Origin of the sequence: Peribacillus sp. Hz7, assembly GCF_042136355.1 — a bacterium.
GTDB classification, from domain to species: Bacteria; Bacillota; Bacilli; order Bacillales; family DSM-1321; genus Peribacillus; species Peribacillus asahii_A.
This window is the reverse complement of sequence record NZ_JBHHJV010000008.1, coordinates 40,810-61,411: the sequence shown is the minus strand read 5'-3', so window position 1 is coordinate 61,411 and position 20,602 is coordinate 40,810. Positions and strand designations below refer to the sequence as shown.

Below are 20,602 nucleotides of genomic sequence, written 5' to 3'. Positions count from 1 at the left end.
GATTATACCTGATCAGCTAAAAGAGAAATCGCATTCAATGCCGCAACCGTAACCGTACTTCCGCCTTTCCGACCAACGTTCGTAATAAAAGGAACTTCAGTAATTTTAGCTAACTCCTCTTTTGATTCTGCAGCGGAAACGAAACCTACAGGCATTCCAATAATTAAATCTGGCTTTGCGATTCCTTCTTTAATTAAACGAATTAGTTCTAATAAAGCAGTTGGCGCATTTCCGATTGCATAAATGCCGCCTTCATTTTCACGTACTGCTTTTTGCGTCGAAATAATCGCGCGTGTTGTATTTTGTTTTTTGGCTTCAATTGTGACATCTTCGTCTGCAATATAGCAATGCAGGTCTCCGCCATATTTTTGAAAACGTTTTTTCCCTGTACCACTTTCAATCATTTGTACGTCCGCAATAACATGACGTCCTTTGCGAATCGCTTCGATTCCTGCACGGATCGCATCAGGATGAATAATAACGCTTCTTCCTAATTCGAAGTCTGCTGATGCATGAATAATACGTCGAACAATTTTCCACTCGTCTTCTGAGAAATTATGTGGTCCCATTTCTTCTGCAATCATGGCAAAGCTATAATCATAAATTTTGTCAGGATCAACTGTTAACGGTTTGAAATCTGTTTTAAAGTCCATTTTATTTTCCCCCTAATTGTTTATTCAAATTGTTAATCACATCTTCAAAGTTCGAATACACATTTTGATAATTCACATTTGGACGAGCAATCATAATCGTTTCAATGCCACACTCCAAAGCGGCCTCCAGCTTCTCATCGACCGAGCCAACTTTTCCGCTTTCTTTCGTAATCATTAACGTGACACCGTATTGATCATATAGTGCTTTATTTAACTCCTTTGAAAACGGCCCTTGTATCGCAACAATATTTTTTTGCTCGACACCTAACTCTGCGCATTTTTCCATATTGTCGATACGCGGCAGCATTCTTGCAATTAATCTAGTATTCTCTAAACCTATTAATTCTTTTGCAAAAATCTCTAATGTTTTACTACCTGTCGTTAGCATAATCACGCCTCGCTTCTCTGCAGCAAGCTTAGCCGCCTCCGCATAATCACTAACAACCGTTAATTGGTCATCATGGAATCGTTGGCTTTCTCGTTCATAGCGAATGTAAGGAACGTTTGCCTCTTTTGCTGCTTGAAGCGCATTTTTTGAAGCCTCTTCTGCAAATGGATGACTCGCATCGACGACCGCTTGAAATCCTTTTTCTGTAATTAACGCCGCCATATCCGCGCCTGTTAATCGTCCAATTTGAGTATCAATCCCTGCATCTTGCAAACTTTTCGCTGCTGATTCTGTCACGACTGTTGCTAGAACCGGAAAACCAGCTTTCTGTATCTCAATAGCTAATTCTCTTGCATCACTTGTGCCCGCCAAGAACAAAATCATTTTGATGCCTCCACCTCGTGTGCATGATCATGGTCGTGGTCGTGGTCATGGTCGTGATCGTGATCGTGGTCATGATGATGATGATGATCATGGTCATGATGGTGGTGGTGATGATGCGCGTCACCATGCTCCTCCACATACAAACGATAGTTTTCTAAATCTTGAGTTCCTCTTGATGTTCCTTCCAATGCTTCTGCTACACGCTCTTTTAAAATCGTTTGAAGCTTCGGATGATAACCAAAGTAATCCGCTAACACAAACTCATGATTTGGATACTGCTCCTGGTAGCCTTCTAGCATCTTAGCCATTCGCTCCATTAAGATACCTGTAAACAAGAAGTATGGCAGCATAACCACTTTTTTGGCACCAAGCTTGATACAGCGTTCAATCCCTTCATCGACAAGTGGTGTCGTAACACCCATGAAAGCACTTTCCACCCATTTCACATTCAATTTCTCCCAAAGCAAACGAGTAATTTTATAAAAATCACTATTCGCATCGGCATCACTGCCACCGCGGCCAATTAATAAAACAGCTGTGTCATGATGTTCCGCATTTGTATCAAAGCCGATGCCTTCCAAACGATCGGTTAAGATCTCTAATGCTGCTGGATGAACATCAATCGTTTGTCCATATGTAAATTTCACTTCTGGATACTTAGTCTTTCCATCCTCAATTTCCGCAGGGATATGCAGCTTCGAGTGACCCGCATGCAGCAAAATAATTGGAATAACAGCAACTTCTGTCGCTCCTCTTTTCACACAATTGTCGATCCCTTGTGAAATATTAGGTGATGCGAATTCCAGGAAACATGTTTCAATGATTAAGCCTTCATCCATTGTTGGAATCATCTTGTCTACAAAAATACGAACCTCTTCATTTCCAGCCTCTAATCGGCTTCCATGTCCAACAAACAATACTGCTTTCATTCACTATTTCCCCCTATTCATTAATCCTCACATGGTGCTGGCTCTATGTGAATCTTTGGTGCAATGTCTTGATATTGAAAACCTTGAATCTTTTTCGCACGCTTGAAGTATTTAAATAATCGTTCATTAGGATGTGCGTTCTGCTTGTACTCTTCCACAATATTCGTAATTAATTCAACAAGGCGATCTGGCTCAATTCCCTCCGCAACGGGTTGACCTGGATGAGCTGTTCGTCCAACTGGTTTGGCGCCTACAAATAAGTCAAATTTCCCTCTGCGGAAGACGATTCCGATATCATCCATGACCGCACTATAACAAGCCATCCCGCATCCATTAAACCCGATGTTTAATTCTTTCGGCATCTCCATTCCACCAAGTACACGCTGCAATTCATCCGCATAAGGAATTGGTTCTTCTTTTTCTCCATCACAGAAATCACACGCTTTTAACGTCACAACATCGCCAATTGGAGACAGTAAAAAGCCAACGGATTGCAGTTTCTCTGTAATTAAATCTGGTTCAGTCGTCGGGATTTTTAATACGATTTTATGATTCGGCGTATATTCCATCGTTCCTTTTTCACCAACAACTTGTGCTAGTGTCATCATTTGCTGCGGTGTAAATTGCTTATTCGCAACACCCGGGCTAACCGCTAGTTCAAATATGGATTCTATGTTTTGTTGAACGAACGATGAAGTTCTTGGCTTAGCCACACTTTGATCAGATACTCTCGATAAAGCTTCCAACGCTACCTCGTAAGAAGTGCTCGTACTCTTCTTCTCAGGCGCTTTCGTCAGCAACCCAACAGCGGCTTCTCCATAAGAGCCTTGCGTAAGTCCTGTTTCTTGATCCATCGCCCATGGCTCTGCTTCTTTTTTCAAGCGTTGATGCGGTTTTAACGGCTGCTTTTCTGAACCCAATGTATACTTTCTTTGATAGCCGCGAGGCGTAATGATTTTATTGTCATATAAGAATGTCGATGAATTCCCGATTACAACGGTTGTCAGCATTCCAATATCATGATTCAACATTTCTGCTAAATTCGTAATGGTAATCTCCTGACGCTCGCGATACGCGCTTTTCACTAGCCCTACTGGTGTATCTGGCGAACGATATTTCAGTAAAATCCGCTGTGTTTCAACAATTTGTCTTGTTCGACGACCACTGCGCGGATTATAAAGCGCAATAACAAAATCCGCCTGTGCCGCTGCTTCAACTCGTTTCGCAATCAGCTCCCACGGTGTTAAGTGGTCACTCAAACTAATCGTACAAGAGTCATGCATAACAGGTGCCCCAAGTAATGATGCACAGGAATTAATCGCTGAAATCCCAGGAATAATTTCAATTTCAACACCTGTTGCTTCTTTCCATCCCTTTTCAATCAAGACCTCATAAACAAGGCCTGCCATTCCATAAACCCCTGCATCACCGCTTGAAATAACGGCTACTTTCTTGCCGTTTTCCGCTTGTTTTACCGCTTCTTGTGCACGCGATACTTCTTCTGTCATTCCGGTACTAATAATCGCTTGATCGGTTAATAAATCTTGAATCAATTCCACATATGTTTTGTAACCGATGATAAAATCACTTTCTTGAAGTGCTTCCACAGCTCGTGTTGTAATATGTTTAAAATCCCCTGGACCAAATCCAACAACAAATAATTTCCCTTTTTGCTCCATACAAATATCCCCCTTCGTAATCCGTAATCTAGGATTCTACTTTTTTCTTTGAAACTCCTACGATAGCAGCAGATGCTGGATTAGGTGACATTTCTCCGTTCACAAATTGATATACTTTGTGCGTTTCAAGGCTTGGTTCATGCATATCCCGAACAATTTGGCGGCCAATTTCAGGGGAATCAACTCGATACCAATTACCCTCTGGATAGGCAATGACGATACAAGCATCTTTGCATCGTCCATTGCAACGAGTTCTTGTCGTATGAATCTCTTCATCCAATCCTAGTAAACTAATTTCGTCACGAACGGCTTGTGTCACTTCTTCGCCGCCCTTTCTCATACAACTACTTCCATTACAGATCAGCAGATGAGACTTTGTACCTTTCAAATTCCAAGTTGTCATATAGTTCCTCCTATTAGGCAGAAGAGAATAAAAAAACCTTAACTCTCTTGAGTTAAGGTTTTTTAAAAAGCTAAAAAATAAAATGAACTAGCATAAACATGCCGCTCTATATTCAACAGCCTCTACCCTTCCCTCCGAAAAGTATTACTTTTTCACTTAAAAGCAGGTTTCCTGGCTTACGCTTCTCTTTACTCTTGTCCCTTCCCAGTTTGCACCAGTGGTGTTGACAATTTCATCAGCGTTACAGTAGCGGGGGCTGCATCGGATTCTCACCGATTTCCCTATTATCCCTAGCATGACACTTTGGGCACTTTTAAATTTATATTCAATTGTTTAATAACAATATTCTCTCAATTCGTAAAACTGTACCTATCATATACCATCTTTTTAAAATTTTAAATAGATAATTACAACTTACGTATAAATCTAACCTGTATAGGGGAAATAATCCAGCAAGGATTTTCCGCTTATTGTTCCATTTTTTCTAAAAAAATCAATATTTTTCTATATTTTACTTATGAAATACAATCATAAAAAATTTTTTTCTAGAAGAAGCGATTTTCTCATGGTACACTATGCTAGAAATCTTAAAATTTTATAAACTTTACGGTGCTAAATTTTGATATTTGGCTTAAAAGGGAAGTCGGTGTAAGTCCGGCGCGGTCCCGCCACTGTAATGGGGAGCATCATTACTCACGTAAGAACCACTGTCTACTCTAAGATGGGAAGGTTGTAATGATGTCATGATCCAGAGCCAGGAGACCTGCCATAAAGGGGAAAACTGTTTCAACCTACGAGGATGGGGATACGGATATATAGCTAGTGAGTGTTTTTTACTCACAGTCCTGCTACTATTCAGTTATGCACTTCTTTCAAGGATGAAAGAAGTGCTTTTTTGTTTTGTACATAATTTTACAAAGCTCAGACACACTCTCACGTTCTTCGCGGATAACAAATGAGGAGGTGATGGCAGCGGCAAAAAAGTACGTAAAACGCTGCCGATTGTTTTTCTAAAATAACAAAGATTAAAAAGGAGACATGTATGAAAACATTGAATTGGAAAGTTCTTTATTTTATCGCATTATTGCTTTTCGTTCCTAATAAAGCCTCCGCTATGCATATTATGGAGGGATTCCTCCCTATTGAATGGGCGATCTTCTGGTGGGCGGTTACCCTCCCATTTTTAATTCTTGGTTTCCGTTCTATTCGTAAAAGCATCAAAGAAAACCCTGAAACAAAAATGATGCTTGGTTTGTCAGGGGCTTTTGCCTTTGTTCTATCCGCACTGAAAATTCCATCCGTTACCGGAAGCTGTTCTCACCCTACTGGAGTTGGCTTAGGTACGGTGCTGTTTGGACCATTTGCAATGAGTATCGTCGGATCAATCGTCTTATTATTTCAAGCTTTATTACTTGCTCATGGAGGATTAACAACGCTTGGAGCGAACGCTTTTTCCATGGCCGTTGTTGGACCGATTATCGCCTATCTTGTATATAAAGGCGCAACAAAAGCTGGCTGGTCTTTTTCCGTGGCTGTTTTCTTAGCAGCAGCACTTGGCGATTTAGGAACATACGTCATGACGTCTGTTCAACTTGCTTTAGCATTCCCTTCTGAAGTTGGCGGTTTCATGGCTTCTTTCACTAAATTCGCTGGAATCTTTGCGTTAACACAAATTCCATTAGCAATCAGTGAAGGTCTATTAACTGTTATTGTTATGAACTTCTTAAAAAAATATAATGTAAGCGAATTGAAAGCACTGCGCGTTCTAACGAAGGAGGCCCGTTAAGATGAAAAAAAATCTATTACTGCTCGGATTAGTAGTCATCCTAGCGATTTTCCCTCTGTTTATTCAAAAAGGAGCTGAGTTTGGCGGAGCTGATGGCGAAGCAGAAGAAGCCATTGGCGAAATCAATTCAAGCTATGAACCTTGGTTCTCTAACATCTGGGAGCCGCCAAGCGGGGAAATTGAAAGCTTATTATTCGTTCTTCAAGCAGCAATTGGAGCTGGATTCATCGGCTACTTTATAGGGTATGCAAGAGGAAAACATAAATCAAAAAAAGAAGAAAGTCCATCTAAACATGTTGTTAATCGATAAATATGCCTATTTCAATCGTCTAAAGCATATTCACCCAGTAGAGAAGATGACATTCGCGCTATTCCTTCTCCTGTTTGCTTTAACTGTAAAAGACACGATTGTTTCACTCATCACCTTCACTGTGATGAGTGCTTTTATCATTTTTGGGGCAAAAATCCCGCTTCGTTATTATATTAAATTGCTGCTTCTTCCAGGGTTCTTCCTTTTATCAGGAATATTAACAATTGTCATTTCCTTTGCTAGTATCGAAACTACAACGCCTCATGTACTATGGTCTGTAGAATTTGGCTACTGGAAATTATTCATAACGGAAAATAATATTAAAATAGCAACAAAGCTCATTCTTGTTGTATTGAGCAGTATAAGCTGTTTATACTTTTTGACGCTAACAACACCCGTTAATGCGATTCTTCAAGTGCTGCGTAAACTGAAGATACCGCAATTACTCATTGAAATAATAGAAATTACGTATCGCTTTATTTTCGTGTTTTTAGAAACGGCCATACATATTTATCAAGCCCAAAATTCTAGACTTGGCTATATGACAACGAAAAAATGGCTGCATTCGATTGGGTTGTTAATTTCTTCTTTGTTTATTCACGTCTTTAAACGAGCGAAAGAGCTGACAATCGCAATGGATTCACGTGGATACACAGAGGACATTATGTATATAGACGACAACTATCAGTACTCAGCTGTAAATTGGCTAATTATTACGACCCTTATCGCTAGTATCGTGGCGGTCTATCTATTATTTGGAGGGACTTTATAATGGACGAGCTTTTTTTCAAAATCGACCAGCTCACCCATCGCTATGTCGATGGCACAACAGCGTTAAAAAATCTTTCTCTCACCATTAAAAAAGGGAAGAAAATTGCTCTATTAGGGAACAACGGAGCCGGTAAATCCACCTTATTTCAGCATTTAAACGGAATCTTACAGCCCACAACAGGTTCTATTTTATTTAAGGGAGAACAGGTGCGGTATAATCGAAAGTTCTTGATGACATTAAGAAAGCAAGTAGGTATTGTGTTCCAGGACCCTGATTCACAGCTGTTTTCCGGCAATGTACGACAAGATATTTCCTTTGGACCAATGAATTTAGGCTGGTCACAGGAAAAAGTACACAAGCAAGTAGAATGGGCAATGGAGCAAACAGAGGTGACCGCTCTGCAAGATCGCCCCATTCATTTTTTAAGCTTAGGACAAAAAAAACGTGTCGCTATTGCCGGGGTATTAGCGATGAATCCGGAAGTTTTCATTTTAGACGAACCTTCCGCAGGCTTAGATGCCTATTATTCAAAGCAAATCATGCACATTCTCCGCGATATTCATCAAGGAGACAAAACGATTATTCTTTCCACTCATGATGTTCACTTTGCTTATGAATGGGCAGATGAAATCATTGTCATGAGCGATGGTGAAATTTTGTATCACGGCGACCCTGTAACCGTTTTTCATAACGAAGCATTACTGAATCAAGCTCATTTAGAAAAACCGTGGGTATTTGAAACGGCACAACAATTGCTGACAAAACAGCTGCTTCGGGATGAAGGACCGATGCCCCGCAGCAAAGAAGAATTGTTCCAGTTACTGAAATGAAGGGGCTGTTTTAACAGTCTCTTTTTCTTTGGAATGAAGAATATTCTTACATAGAGAAGAAACCTTACCTATCTACCAAATCCATCTAATCAAGCCTCGGATTCCCCACCACACTAATCGAAAAGGTACTAACAATAATTCTGGTACATAGAACAACACTTCAACTACAATATCCCACCAAGAGCCTTCACTCGATTTCTTTTTAGCAGCTCGCTTCTGCTTATGCTTATGCTTCCCCTTTCGCTCTCGAAATGTCATTTCAACCATCCTATTCAATATTTAATTTCTATTATTATAATCTATCTTTACAATTGGAGCAGTCGTTCAATTGATAATTTTTCACCTTAGGAATATAATGAATACATTGACTCTTTTATATGTCCCAGTAGCTCAGCAGGATAGAGCGACAGCCTCCTAAGCTGTAGGTCGTAGGTTCAATTCCTATCTGGGACGCTCATACAACAGAAACCCCTTAATTAATTTAATTAATTAAGGGGTTTCTGTTGTATATAAAAATCATGATAAATGGATAACAGGCATATTGCCGAGAACTTGCTGAAAATATAAAAAGGGATGCTTCAACTAAAAAGGGAGTACGTTTTGATGTGCAAAAAAATCGTAAATATTAGGTCAATTCACGCAAGAAATAGTATTCTAATTGAAACTAAATAAAGAACTGGAAATTTACGACATTCTCTATCATTTATTGTTTAACTTAAGCCCCATTAGTTGAGGATGAACCATCCTTATTAGTTTAGTTACCTAAAATAAGTATTAAACAAGCGTAAGTTAACCATTATTTACATACACCAGTTTCCCCTGCACATCAACCCGCACAATACCGTCTGTTTTTCCCCTTTGTATGTCAATGCCTCTCAATTACGATTTCTGACTAACATTCCTGTTCACAGAGCTCGTCATTGACACATGTTACACAATCCTTACACGTTCCTTCTAATTTCGCAAAACACTTCAGCTTATGAAGGATATGCTCTTTTTGACTTTCAAAATCATAATTACGAACGGTTGACATACGCATAGCCTCTGGTGAACCACCGCCATGAAGACTTATGACAGAATAGAAGCCACCTTCTTTAGACGCCGTTAAATCCTCAATAAAGCGTGCCATTTGGATACGTTCATTTCCTGTAACACCGTGCTTACCGCCTAAGTAACGGTTAATTAAATCTCCCGACTCTGGTAACGCCATATCCTCTGCTGTTGGTGCTGTTACTACGATTCCACCACTAATCTCATGTGCGATTCTGAAAATATCATAAACTTGCTCAGCTAGCATCCATTTACCGATATTGGATTGAACTGAGTCAGGTACATAATTTCCCGCCATCGTTTTATGACCATAAACAGCTGCGGCTACCCCTGTTGCATAAAATCCTTCTGTAATGCGAATGAGTTCTCCCATGCTTCTACGAATGTGACTGACTTCATTATGAGGAGCACCGTTATACTCTGACATTAAGGCAGAGGCACCAATAATCATATCTCCAAGCCCGGCGCGAGCTCCAATACAGGATTGACGATGGTGATTTGCAAAGGCTTCCGCTAATTTACCTGTGTATTCCCATTCACCACATAAGAAAACTTTATCCCATGGAATGAATACATCATTAAATATAATAAGTGCGGTTGATTGACCGTAATTTGAGCTAAAAGGCGCTTCTGCGTCATCCGGTCTTCCTGCTGGTTTAGCAATCATTCGAAGACCTGGCGCATCAACAGGTACAGCAAAAGATACGGCATAATCTACATCTTCTTTTTTCATAGCACGGGTTGGAAGCACGATAAATTCATGCATATACGGTGCTCCTGTGATGTTCGCTTTTGCCCCGCGCACCACAATACCTTTATGATTTTTTTCAACAACACGTACATATAAATCCGGATTCTCTTGTTCGTGAGGTCGTTTGCTACGGTCTCCTTTTGGATCTGTAACAGCCGTTCCACAGGTTAAATCATATTTTTGAACATGGTGGAGATAACCTTTTAATACAGAAAAATAATCTGTTTTCTTTTCAGCATCCATCATCGCTGTAATTTCAGCTAAAGCACCTAGGGCGTCATGCATAAGATAACGCTGCCCACACCCTGTCCATTTACAGATTAATCGTGTCGCTTCAAGCTTTTTTAATAAATCGTCTGTACTGAAATCGAGTGCATTCATACGGTTAATCTTCGTACCATCTGGTAACGTTGCAAGCATGATATCTTTGTGTTTATCTATATGAGCTAGTTCATATGTTACGGCTACTGCGTTAATTCCTGGTTTAAATAATGGCTCATCCGCTACACTTGTCACCTTTTTCCCCTTCACCTGTATATCAGGATTATACTCTCTTAAACTCTCAACATACTCCATTCCATTCATTAGTTTCATAATTTAAAATTCCCCTCTCGATTTTATTAAAAATAAAACTGACTAGTTGGTCGTTTTTTGTGTGTAAAAGAACTCTTTATGTTAAAAGAGTTTCTAATAGTTCACTTCTGGTCGCTATATATTTTTCTATGGTGAACTTGTTTGTTAATGACCATCTTCTGAATGCCCACATTTGTGATTGAACAAGAATATCATCTGCTATTAGAAATACTGATTCCTGTGAAACCTTAAAAACGCCTGAATCGATTCCCCTTTGAATTTGTTTCTCAAGATGATTGCGCAGCCTTTGCTCCCTTTGAAGGAACGACCTTCTTGCCTCTTTATCTAAAGATGCTGTTTCCTGATACATTAAGACAACATAATCCGAAACTTGATCGACAATCTCAAATAGAGCAGTCATATCTTTCTTAATCGCTTCTAGCGGATTAGAGTTCTCTGAAGTAGCAGCATATAAAGCTTTTTCAATCAATGAATGAATATGGCAGCACACAAGATACAAAATATCTTGTTTGGTTTTTACATATTGAAACATCGTCCCAACATTCATTCCTGCTGCTTCTGCTATTTCCTTTGTCGTTGTTGCATGATAGCCTTTTTCTGAAAAAATCTTTACAGCTGCATCGATAATTTCAGCTCTTCTCTTCTCAACTCGTTTCGGATTTTTTACTGAAGTTGCTACGATGTATTCCTCTGTCTGTGTTTCGCTCATTTTATTCCCTCTTTGCTGTGAATTGGAGCCTTTCAGCCAAACTAACTGATTAGTCAGTTTTTTAAATTATATATACCTTTTCTATTTTTTGTCAATAAATTTACAGAAAAACTAGATTATTAAATGAAATATACTATCCTATCTTGGGTAATGCAACACTTTTCTGTAGTCTCAACTTTTCCTACAAGACCTCCAAAAGACTAAAACATTGGTGAATTTGATATTTCAAATAAAGCATAGCCAATGCCTATTAAAAAATGATAATACTACTAATAATTATTTTTTCTTCTTCATAAATCCCTCAGGCTATTTATACTTTCAAATAAAAAATAACGTAATTTGTTGTTTTATTATCCTTACTTTACTAAATAGAAAAAGAGGGACAAGAAAAGAAAAGACTAAAATATAGAAGTCTAAAGCATTTTACGGGAAAATATTAGGGACTTTTACACTTAACACCCGGTTAAAGTATCGAAATTACCCTTTTAACAGAATTTATAAACAGTTTCTACATACCGGAATCTGAAAATCAACAGTGCCTCCTAAGCTGATAGCGACAAGTGCCAGACACTTGTCGCTTTGCAATTGAATTATTTATTCATAAAAGCTTTGATTTCTTCTTCTGGCATGGATGAATCGCATTTCACGTTTACTGTGTCACCATTAGTAAAGATGAAACCAGGAACCGTTGGAATGTCGTATTCATTACGGAAGGCCGTAATACCTTCCATATCAGATTTTTCCACACTATTGACATAATAGATATGAGTATCAGTTTCTTCAGCAACTTTTTTTAGTTTTTTAATGAATTTTTGACAATAAGGACATACAGCCTTACCAATATAGATAACAGCTTCGCCTTCCCCTTTTACCAATTTCTGTGCTTTTTCGGAATCAATTTTATCAAAACTAGCTACATTTTCTTCATAAGTAGCAATCATCGCTCAATCTCCTTTCTCTAATGTCATTATTATACAACAATGTGTAAATGCTCAAATAAATTATGCTTACATGTTTGAATGTCGAACCTTATCAAAAATTGATGTAAAACACAAAAATTAATCTCAATCAAAATATTAAGAGACTGAAACGTAAAAATATAAATTCTTTCTAAAAGAATCGCTTATTGTGGAGTAATATATATTTAAACGATTTCATTGTTATATTTTTAAGTGTCAGAAAGTATGATACACAGTATTTAAACAATATTATTTTAACCCCGACCTTACTCAGAACGGGGTTATGCATATTTGAGATTTGAACATTAAATAACTTTATTGTTACTCAACAGCTTAACGTTGTAAATCCACATTTTGCTAGTGGTACCCCTAATTTGACTGACTTTGCAATAGTTCAGGGAATAAATAATGTATGATATGCATAGTTAAACGTCGAGACTCTCCTTTATATGGATAGATATGCATATACATGGATGGATTAAAGTTCGCTTCAATAATTCCGTAAGCATTTTTATTAGCAGCAGGAACTTCGGTATTTTCAATAATCAAATCGATACCACAAATTTTAACTCCAAGTGCGGATACCGCATCCACTGCTATTTTTTTATAATCATCAGGAATTTGATCTGTCACATCAATCGAGTCTCCACCTGTACTAATATTAGAGTTTTCACGCAAATAGATGATTTCATCATTCTCTGGAATTGAATCCGTTCGATATCCTTGAGCTTTAAGCATAAGATTCTCCAATTCACCTAATTGTATACTTTCTAAAGGTGTCCTATGGTCTCTTCCTCTTAACGGGTCACGATTCTTTTGCATGACTAACTCTTCGATTGTATGTTTACCATCACCTTTAACATTCGCAGGAACTCTTAATAAAACAGCATAAACTCGATCATTTAATACAAAAAATCGATATTCTGTTCCATTAAGAAATTCTTCTACTAATATAGAAGGGTCTTCTTTAAATGCTAGTGTAATGGCTTTTTGATAATCTTCGTAATTGGCGCCTTCTTTGAAGATCGATATTCCTAATCCATAGTTTGTTGTTTTCGGCTTCACAACAAAAGGTTTGGTGGAAAAGAGATCATAGGAACGTAAAGCCTGTTCAATCGTCTGAAATTCCTCACCTTTTGGCACACGGAATCCATGTTGCTGAAGAATTTTCTTTGTTACTGTTTTATTTTCCATAATTAAAGTGGATACATAATTATCTTTACTTGTCATATTCCCATTTTTCACATATTCAACATGATCTTTTAATTTCAGCTTCAAAAATTGATCTTGTCGATCCAAGATTTCTACTTGGATTCCTTGTTGAATCGCATCAAACATTAAAATCTGAGTGGACAACTCCATGTCCGTAAATCCTGCTAATTGATATGGCTTATCCCATGATTTTTTATAATTTTCTTTAGCAATCGACGTAGCCAATTGACCTTGACTGCTTTTTTCACTTTCTTTATATAGTCTTCCAGCTAAAGTCTTGCTTGGGTCCATTAGCATTTCTCTCAGATGAACAAATAACGTATCTGAAATCGTCAAATTTAAAATTGCTGCTAACTGTTCCATCTCATCAATCATATTTTTAGCTTCTATTTCAAATTGTGTAGGCTCTAATGGATGCTCAAGAGCCACGATATCATTGTAAAAGTCCCCCATTTTTACCCACTCATCACAATTTTCCCCTTCATCTTTCCATAGTAAATAAAGTAAGAAAAGATGGAGAAATTCTGCTTGTTCATAGCTAATTCCATAATTTTCAAAAGGATTTAAATCTATATTTCGCAATTCAATATAACTAATACCGTGATCCTCTAGATCTGAAACATGATGTCCGCCTCTTAAACGGACAGGTGAATAAAATTCTCTTTCTGCTGATAGAAGCCCTCTTTTAACCATCAAAGAAAGATCTGATACATAATTCTGTATACTGCTATATGACACTTGAACATCATCCGAATTCGTATAACCATATTTACTGCTTCTAATGCTTCTTACTGCCTCATTCAACGAATCTTCTTCAAAAAAATTCTTTTCACTACTAGGAGAAGCTCCATAAAAATAAGTGACGAACCATCGATAGTGTAAATAGTTTCTTGTGGCTTTTAGATAAATCTCTGTTTTAAAATGCTGATAATCTTTAATCTCCGATTGTGTGTTAAATAACGCTTGAATGAACTCATCGCCAAATTCAAAGTTAAAATGAACACCACAAAGCATTTGTTTACGACGGCCATAAGAATTCGATAAAGATTGACGATATCGAACATTTTCAGCATTTTTCAATTTCGCAATCACAATATCTTCGTCTTTTTCTGGTAACTGTGGCGGCATGCTTAATGGCCAAAGCATTTCATTCTCACCCATAGAACGATAAGCAACATCATGGATCGCTGCTAAGTAATCAAACAGTTCCTCTAATGTCTCAGTAACAGGTGTGATTATTTCCATCTGTAATTCTGAAAAATCCCGCTGAATATACGGATGATCATCTCGCAGCGAAATACTTTTAGGATGATCTGTTTTAGCTAAATTTCCTGATAAGTCAACTCGTTTACTTTCTTTTTCAATCCCATAACGGGCTTTTAATAAGTATCGTTTAACACGGTCATTGACTAACATTTTTTTAAAATCCGTTTTAACGATAACCCCCAATTAGCTCACCCCTTCTTCAAACCATTTCTTATTTTTAGATAATAAACTTTAAAATACAACAACATGCAGTTATCAAAAATATCCACATTCAATTACAATGTGGATATTTTTCGTACAAAAGAATTATCTTAAGTACTCCATATGAAAAGCGAAATGTTCCTCTAAGAAAGTAGCAATAAAGAAATAGCTGTGATCATATCCTTCAACCTTATTGTAGTTAACTACTCCATTATTTTCCTGAGCATTCTTTAAAAAATAAGTTTCATCTAATTGTTTTGGATAAAAATCATCTTGAGTTCCTTGCGTAATGAGAATAGGTGGAAGACATGCTTCTTTGACCAGTTCTGAAGCATCCCATTCTTTCCAAGAAGCTTTATCTTCACCTAAATAAGTTGAGAAAGCTTTTATTCCCCATGGGACTTGACTCGGACTTGAAATAGGAGAAAAGGCAGAAATCGCTTTGAATCTGGCAGTATTTTTCATACCAATCACTAAAGCACCATGACCTCCCATGGAGTGACCCATTATACTTTCTGCTCCTGAAAAATGAGGTACTAAAGTGGACGCAATGGCTGTTAATTCATCTACTATATACGTGTACATGTTATAGTGCTTTGCCCATGGATCTTGTGTGGCATTTAAATAAAAACCTGCACCTTGTCCAAGATCCCACGATTCATCATCAGCAACATTTTCTCCACGTGGTGAAGTATCTGGAATTATGACTGCCACTTGATATTTTTCAGCCAATCTCTGAAATCCGCTTTTTTGACTAAAATTATCATCTGTGCAAGTTAAACCAGATAGCCACCAAATAAGAGGGATCTTTTTCATTTCTTTATTTGACGGCAAGTAGATACTAAATGTCATATCACAATGTAAGACTTCTGAATAATGGCTGTACTTACATTGTTCTCCACCGAAAGAGCGATGTTTTTCAATAAGTTTAAGACTCACTTTTTCACTCTCCATATGTTAAAATCGTACGGATTGACTCTCCCTTATGAAGCAAATCAAATGCCTCATTGATGTCTTTAAAGTTTAAGTGGTGTGTGATAAACGAATCTAAATCGATTTCACCATTCATATAATCTTCAACCATTCCTGGCAACTGGGTTCTTCCTTTAACTCCTCCAAAGGCTGATCCACGCCATACCCGACCCGTTACTAATTGGAATGGACGAGTATGAATCTCTTTACCTGCGCCTGCTACACCGATAATAGTACTTTCACCCCAACCTTTATGACAACATTCAAGAGCAGACTTCATTACTTCAACATTTCCAATACACTCGAAGCTATAATCTACTCCTCCATCCGTCATTTCAATGATGACTTCTTGAATTGGTTTATCAAATTTAGAAGGATTTACAAAATCAGTTGCTCCCATTTTTTTAGCTAATTCAAACTTATCCTCATTTAAATCTACAGCAATAATTCGGCTTGCTTTTGCTTGGACCAATCCTTGAATAACAGCTAATCCAATAGCTCCAAGACCAAATACGGCTGTTACAGCCCCTTCTTCCACTTTTGCTGTGTTGTGTACAGCGCCAATCCCTGTAGTAACACCGCATCCAAATAGACAAACTTTATCAAGTGGCGCTTCTGGGTCAATTTTTGCCAAAGAGATTTCAGGAACGACTGTATATTCACTAAATGTACTTGTTCCCATGTAATGATAAATAGGCTCTCCATTATAAGAGAAGCGAGTTGTTCCATCAGGCATTAAACCTTTTCCTTGAGTTTCTCGTACGGCACTACATAAGTTTGTTTTACCAGAACGACAGAATTTACATTCTCCACATTCAGCCGTGTACAGCGGAATAACATGGTCCCCTGGTTTTACTGAAGTCACTTCATCCCCTACAGCAACGACAACACCAGCACCTTCATGACCTAGTACAGCAGGAAATACGCCTTCCGGATCATCGCCTGATAATGTAAAAGCATCTGTATGACAGACTGATGTATACAGTATTTTTACTAATACCTCTTTTGCCTTTGGTTCTTCTACATCTATCTCTACAATTTTAAGTGGTTCTCCTGGTTTAAATGCAACAGCAGCTTTACTTTTCAAATGAACCCCTTCTTTCTTTTGTTTTCTAATTTACTTTTCCATAATTACATACTATAATTCATTGAACAATACTGACGTTTTTGTCACTATAAACAAAATATCAATAGAAAGCGGTAGTAATATATGGTAATTCATCATAAAGAAAAAACTTTTTTCACTAGCAAAGATTTGGCTTTATCAGTTATAGGTGGACGCTGGAAAATAGCGATTATATGGTGTTTACTCCAACAGTCTCCATTAAGGTTAAGTGAAATACAAAAATACCTTCCCGATGTCAATCAACGTATGTTAATTAGACAATTAAGGGAATTAGAAGAAGATAAAATAATTACTAGAGTTGTATACCCGGTTGTACCTCCTAAAGTGGAGTATCAACTAAGTGAAATTGGTTTACTCCTAGAACCCGTTGTAACTTCCATTTGTGATTGGGGAGATAATTTTAGAGAATTTTTGAAAGAAAATGCTGATAAAACATCAGTTGAATAACAAACTGCACAAACGATTCTGAATTTGAAGAAGTCAAGCACCAATTCTGTAATGAATACCAAAAAGAATACGGTTGTGCCAACCTCTAACATGAAACTTAAGGTAACGACGCGCTCTCTTAGTACGTATACAAGTATTTTAGGAGGACGTACCCAATGAATAAAACCGTTAAAGAGTTACAAGAACACTTCCGTCAACTACGATTAGCTGAAACGGCAGAGGAGCTTCCGCAGCTCCTTCGCGAAGCTGAAAAAACATCCTGAACTTATTTAGAGTTTTTAGAAGCAATCACAACATTTGAATTAAATAAACGAGAGGCTAAAAGTATTGAGAGACGGATGAAATGGGCTCGTTTCCCTTTTATCAAAACACTTCAAGATTTTAATATAGAAGAACAAACAGCCCTAACAGAACGACAATTAACGCAGCTTCTAGAATTCAGCTGGTTAGAAAAGCAATATAATTTAATATTTTTAGGACCACCTGGTGTAGGAAAAACATTTCTAGCTGTAGGGCTAGGCATAGAGGCAATTCAAAGAGGGTTTCAAGTGTATTTCATAACGATGGGAGAACTAATTCAGCTATTGAAAACACAAGAATTTGCGCATAAGTCACAGGTACAGATAAAACGATTACAGGCTTCTGATTTAGTGATCATCGATGATTTGATGTACATGGCGATGGATCAACGCGAAGCAAATCTATTCTTTCAGCTGATTAATCACCTATATGAACGAAGTTCAATTATATTAACCTCGAATAAGAGTCCTGAGCAATGGAGTGAATTGATGGGCGATGAAGGGATAACAACGGCTATTCTAGATCGTCTGTTACATCGAGTAGAAATTGTTCATATGAACGGTGATAGCTATCGAATGAAAAATAGACAGCATGTATTTTAAGCAAAAGTGTTCATTTCAAACGAGCAAAACTGTTATTTTCGCTTGACGGTTACATCTGGGACGCTAAAAAACAGCCCAAACCTTTCATTCATAAGGTTTGGGCTGTTTTGATCCTGGGTTTCCATATAAACATATGTCTCACAAAGATGATTTATATCTTAAATTTTTTAATTTCATTATAAAGATGATGGGACATGTCCTCTAAATCACTTGCTAAGTGATTTAATTGCTCCATCGAAGCCGCTGTTTGTTCAATTGACGCAGACACTTCTTCTGTACCAGCGGCTGTTTCTTGACTAATGGAAATTAATTGTTCGGAGTTTTCCATTGTCTTTTCTAATTGAACAATCATATCTCGTAAGGAACTAGTCATATGCGTGAATTTACTAAATGTTTCTTGAATCATCGTTGCAATCGAATAAAAGGCTTCTTCTGTTTCAGCTACTGCTTTTCCTTGATGTTGAATTTGTGTATTTGTTAAATCAATTAGATGTACAGTATGAGATGTATCAGCCTGCATAGTACTAATAATATTGGTAATTTCTTTTGTCGACTGGTCAGTCTGCTCTGCTAATTTCCTCACCTCATCAGCTACAACAGCAAAGCCTCTGCCATGCTCCCCTGCCCGAGCAGCTTCAATGGCTGCATTTAAGGCCAATAAATTTGTCTGACTAGCAATATTCGTAATTGTATTAATAATTTTGCTAATTTCATGGGAACGAGCATCCAATGAATGAACAGCTTGGCTCATCGTATCGGCATTTTTTGTTGTTTCCTCAAACTGCTGCTTCATTTCAAGTACCGTCTGTCTTCCACTTTCTGACACTTCGATCATCATTTTCGAATCAACGGCTACCTTCTGTGCATATTGATCAATTGATGTAATATGCCGTGTAACACGTTGAATAGCCCCTTCATTCACCTGAATAATCTCCGTTTGATTCGTTGCTCCTGAAGCAATTTCCTCCATTGTTACCGCTACTTCATTAGAAGCTGCGCTAGTTTCCTCTGCACTTGTGGCAAGAGCCTTTGAAGAATGAGCGACTTGATCAGATATTTGTTCTACTCTAGTAAGTGCCTGATGAACGGATTCACTCATTGTATTTACGCTTCGGGCCAAGTCCCCTACTTCATCGGAGCGTTGTACATCTACTTTAACGGTAAAATCTCCTTCTGCCATTTTTCTTACTGTATTTCTAAGCTGCTTAATGGGCCGCGTAATAAAGCGACTAGCTAGACTAGCAAGCGCAATAGCCACTAAAATAATTATGCCCAGTACAAGTAAGTTTGGTATAAGAATGACATTGGCACGTCCAACAATCTCGCTTTTATCTACTAGTCCAACAATCTTCCATCCCGTTGTTTCATTTGTCACATAACCAATTAACTTCTCTTCATCATAATAGTTTCCAATGAACGATCCTTCTTTTTCACCCATCGCTGCATACAGTGAATCTTTTGAAAAATCCTCTGTCACTTTAGCTGCATCAGGGTGGGCCATATAATATCCATTTTGATCAAGTAAAAAGGCAAATCCTGATTCACCTAATTTTGTTTCGTTAATCATTTCCGTTAAAGTCGCCAGTGTGATATCAATCCCTACAACCCCTGCATCATCCACACTTTTGGCTAATGTGACTATCATATCTCCCGTACGTGCATCCTTATAAGGCTCTGTCCAGACCAACTGATTTGGATTTTTCTGTGCTAATTGATACCACGTTCTTGTACGTACATCAAAATCAGCCCCTAAATCTGCCTTAGGATAGATGAGTACCTTGCCAGATTGTTCAATACCAAAGTATGAGCTACCGATTGCATGATTGTGCTCTGTTGTTTGTTCTAATTCTTTCAATATAATAGAACGTTTTTTTGAAATATCATCTAACTCATCTTTCGCAGCAAGTCGATTAACTGTTGATTCCATATGCTCAAAAAAGAGTTCAAAGGAAGTATTTAATGCATGAACTTGTTCCGCCGTAGCCCTTGTTTGTTCACTTGTCGCTACTTTAATGACATTTCGATAGCTAAAAAAGGAAATAAGAACACAGCTAATTACTAGCAAACTTAGAAATGGAACAAGTATTTGGCGCCGAACGGACACAGTAAACCATTTATTCACAAATTTCATTATGTAAAGTCCCACCTTGATGTTAGTTATTACAAAAGTATTCTAAAAAAATACTACATGCGAATCATTATAACATTAAATGACCTTCAATCATGGGAAATTACATCAAAAAAGTAGGTCGTTTGCACTAAAAAAGATGAAGCTACAC

Annotated in this window: 18 protein-coding genes, 1 tRNA gene, 1 pseudogene and 2 riboswitches; of the genes and pseudogenes, 7 read left to right on the top strand and 13 right to left on the bottom strand. The window is 37.8% G+C overall.

Going from position 1 to position 20,602, the window contains the following annotated elements; genetic code table 11:
- Positions 1-2: 2 nt before the first annotated feature.
- Genes ACE199_RS12710 through ACE199_RS12690 form a run of 5 tightly spaced genes read right to left on the bottom strand, consistent with a single transcriptional unit; the run spans position 3 to position 4,436 of the window.
- Positions 3-653, bottom strand: coding sequence for a precorrin-8X methylmutase (locus ACE199_RS12710; RefSeq protein ID WP_127762271.1), 651 nt, complete (start codon positions 651-653; stop codon positions 3-5).
- Between the two features lies 1 nt (position 654).
- Positions 655-1,425: a precorrin-6A reductase gene (gene cobK, locus ACE199_RS12705; protein WP_375350101.1), complete on the bottom strand. Its 771-nt coding sequence runs from the start codon at positions 1,423-1,425 to the stop codon at positions 655-657.
- Positions 1,422-2,354: a sirohydrochlorin chelatase gene (locus ACE199_RS12700; RefSeq protein ID WP_375350100.1), complete on the bottom strand. Its 933-nt coding sequence runs from the start codon at positions 2,352-2,354 to the stop codon at positions 1,422-1,424. Before ACE199_RS12700 ends, cobK begins: the two co-directional genes overlap by 4 nt.
- A 20-nt stretch (positions 2,355-2,374) precedes the next feature.
- The gene (gene cobJ / locus ACE199_RS12695) at positions 2,375-4,033 is read right to left on the bottom strand and encodes a precorrin-3B C(17)-methyltransferase (RefSeq protein ID WP_375350098.1); all 1,659 of its coding nucleotides are present in this window, start codon (positions 4,031-4,033) and stop codon (positions 2,375-2,377) included.
- A gap of 28 nt (positions 4,034-4,061) precedes the next feature.
- Complete coding sequence (locus tag ACE199_RS12690; RefSeq protein ID WP_375350097.1) at positions 4,062-4,436, bottom strand: (2Fe-2S) ferredoxin domain-containing protein; 375 nt, start codon at positions 4,434-4,436, stop codon at positions 4,062-4,064.
- A 144-nt stretch (positions 4,437-4,580) separates the two neighbouring features.
- A riboswitch (cobalamin riboswitch) is annotated at positions 4,581-4,766 on the bottom strand.
- A gap of 260 nt (positions 4,767-5,026) precedes the next feature.
- Positions 5,027-5,221: riboswitch (cobalamin riboswitch) on the top strand.
- 257 nt (positions 5,222-5,478) lie between these two features.
- Here ACE199_RS12690 and ACE199_RS12685 point away from each other — a divergent pair.
- From ACE199_RS12685 to ACE199_RS12670, 4 genes are read left to right on the top strand one after another with little or no spacing between them, the layout of a single operon-like run.
- Positions 5,479-6,222 carry an energy-coupling factor ABC transporter permease gene (locus ACE199_RS12685; RefSeq protein WP_375350096.1) on the top strand — a complete coding sequence of 248 codons (744 nt, stop codon included), beginning with the start codon at positions 5,479-5,481 and terminating at the stop codon, positions 6,220-6,222.
- Between the two features lies 1 nt (position 6,223).
- A complete protein-coding gene (locus ACE199_RS12680; RefSeq protein ID WP_375350095.1) occupies positions 6,224-6,532 on the top strand; it encodes an energy-coupling factor ABC transporter substrate-binding protein in 309 nt (102 codons plus the stop codon).
- Positions 6,516-7,304 (top strand): cobalt ECF transporter T component CbiQ, encoded by a 789-nt coding sequence (gene cbiQ, locus ACE199_RS12675; protein ID WP_375350094.1) that lies wholly within the window; start codon positions 6,516-6,518, stop codon positions 7,302-7,304. Before ACE199_RS12680 ends, cbiQ begins: the two co-directional genes overlap by 17 nt.
- The gene (locus tag ACE199_RS12670; protein ID WP_375350093.1) at positions 7,304-8,134 is read left to right on the top strand and encodes an energy-coupling factor ABC transporter ATP-binding protein; all 831 of its coding nucleotides are present in this window, start codon (positions 7,304-7,306) and stop codon (positions 8,132-8,134) included. Before cbiQ ends, ACE199_RS12670 begins: the two co-directional genes overlap by 1 nt.
- A gap of 72 nt (positions 8,135-8,206) precedes the next feature.
- On the opposite strand, the gene ACE199_RS12665 is transcribed toward ACE199_RS12670, so the two are convergent.
- Positions 8,207-8,392 (bottom strand): hypothetical protein, encoded by a 186-nt coding sequence (locus ACE199_RS12665; RefSeq protein ID WP_375350092.1) that lies wholly within the window; start codon positions 8,390-8,392, stop codon positions 8,207-8,209.
- 121 nt (positions 8,393-8,513) lie between these two features.
- Here ACE199_RS12665 and ACE199_RS12660 point away from each other — a divergent pair.
- Positions 8,514-8,587 (top strand) — tRNA-Arg (locus ACE199_RS12660).
- A 439-nt stretch (positions 8,588-9,026) separates the two neighbouring features.
- Here the strand turns inward: ACE199_RS12660 and ACE199_RS12655 are convergent.
- The 6 genes from ACE199_RS12655 to ACE199_RS12630 all read right to left on the bottom strand — a co-directional run bounded on the left by ACE199_RS12655 (position 9,027) and on the right by ACE199_RS12630 (position 16,935).
- Positions 9,027-10,529: a 4-hydroxyphenylacetate 3-hydroxylase family protein gene (locus tag ACE199_RS12655; RefSeq protein ID WP_119116286.1), complete on the bottom strand. Its 1,503-nt coding sequence runs from the start codon at positions 10,527-10,529 to the stop codon at positions 9,027-9,029.
- 76 nt (positions 10,530-10,605) lie between these two features.
- On the bottom strand, positions 10,606-11,238 hold the full coding sequence (locus ACE199_RS12650) for a TetR/AcrR family transcriptional regulator (protein ID WP_375350091.1): 633 nt from the start codon (positions 11,236-11,238) through the stop codon (positions 10,606-10,608).
- Positions 11,239-11,828: 590 nt separating this feature from the next.
- Positions 11,829-12,179 carry a DUF6568 family protein gene (locus ACE199_RS12645; protein ID WP_375350090.1) on the bottom strand — a complete coding sequence of 117 codons (351 nt, stop codon included), beginning with the start codon at positions 12,177-12,179 and terminating at the stop codon, positions 11,829-11,831.
- A gap of 387 nt (positions 12,180-12,566) precedes the next feature.
- Positions 12,567-14,825: a bifunctional glutamate--cysteine ligase GshA/glutathione synthetase GshB gene (gshAB, locus tag ACE199_RS12640; protein ID WP_375350201.1), complete on the bottom strand. Its 2,259-nt coding sequence runs from the start codon at positions 14,823-14,825 to the stop codon at positions 12,567-12,569.
- Between the two features lie 156 nt (positions 14,826-14,981).
- Positions 14,982-15,815: an S-formylglutathione hydrolase gene (gene fghA, locus ACE199_RS12635; RefSeq protein WP_375350200.1), complete on the bottom strand. Its 834-nt coding sequence runs from the start codon at positions 15,813-15,815 to the stop codon at positions 14,982-14,984.
- A 4-nt stretch (positions 15,816-15,819) separates the two neighbouring features.
- Positions 15,820-16,935, bottom strand: coding sequence for an S-(hydroxymethyl)glutathione dehydrogenase/class III alcohol dehydrogenase (locus ACE199_RS12630; RefSeq protein WP_119116289.1), 1,116 nt, complete (start codon positions 16,933-16,935; stop codon positions 15,820-15,822).
- Positions 16,936-17,058: 123 nt separating this feature from the next.
- On the opposite strand from ACE199_RS12630, the gene ACE199_RS12625 reads away from it, so the two are divergent.
- Together ACE199_RS12625 and istB are read left to right on the top strand one after the other, a co-directional pair.
- A complete protein-coding gene (locus ACE199_RS12625) occupies positions 17,059-17,421 on the top strand; it encodes a winged helix-turn-helix transcriptional regulator (protein WP_119116290.1) in 363 nt (120 codons plus the stop codon).
- A 155-nt stretch (positions 17,422-17,576) separates the two neighbouring features.
- Positions 17,577-18,323 (top strand): annotated as a pseudogene (gene istB, locus ACE199_RS12620) (IS21-like element helper ATPase IstB).
- 151 nt (positions 18,324-18,474) lie between these two features.
- On the opposite strand, the gene ACE199_RS12615 reads toward istB, so the two are convergent.
- Positions 18,475-20,454, bottom strand: a complete 1,980-nt coding sequence (locus tag ACE199_RS12615; RefSeq protein WP_375350089.1) for a methyl-accepting chemotaxis protein — start codon at positions 20,452-20,454, stop codon at positions 18,475-18,477.
- Positions 20,455-20,602 lie beyond the last annotated feature (148 nt).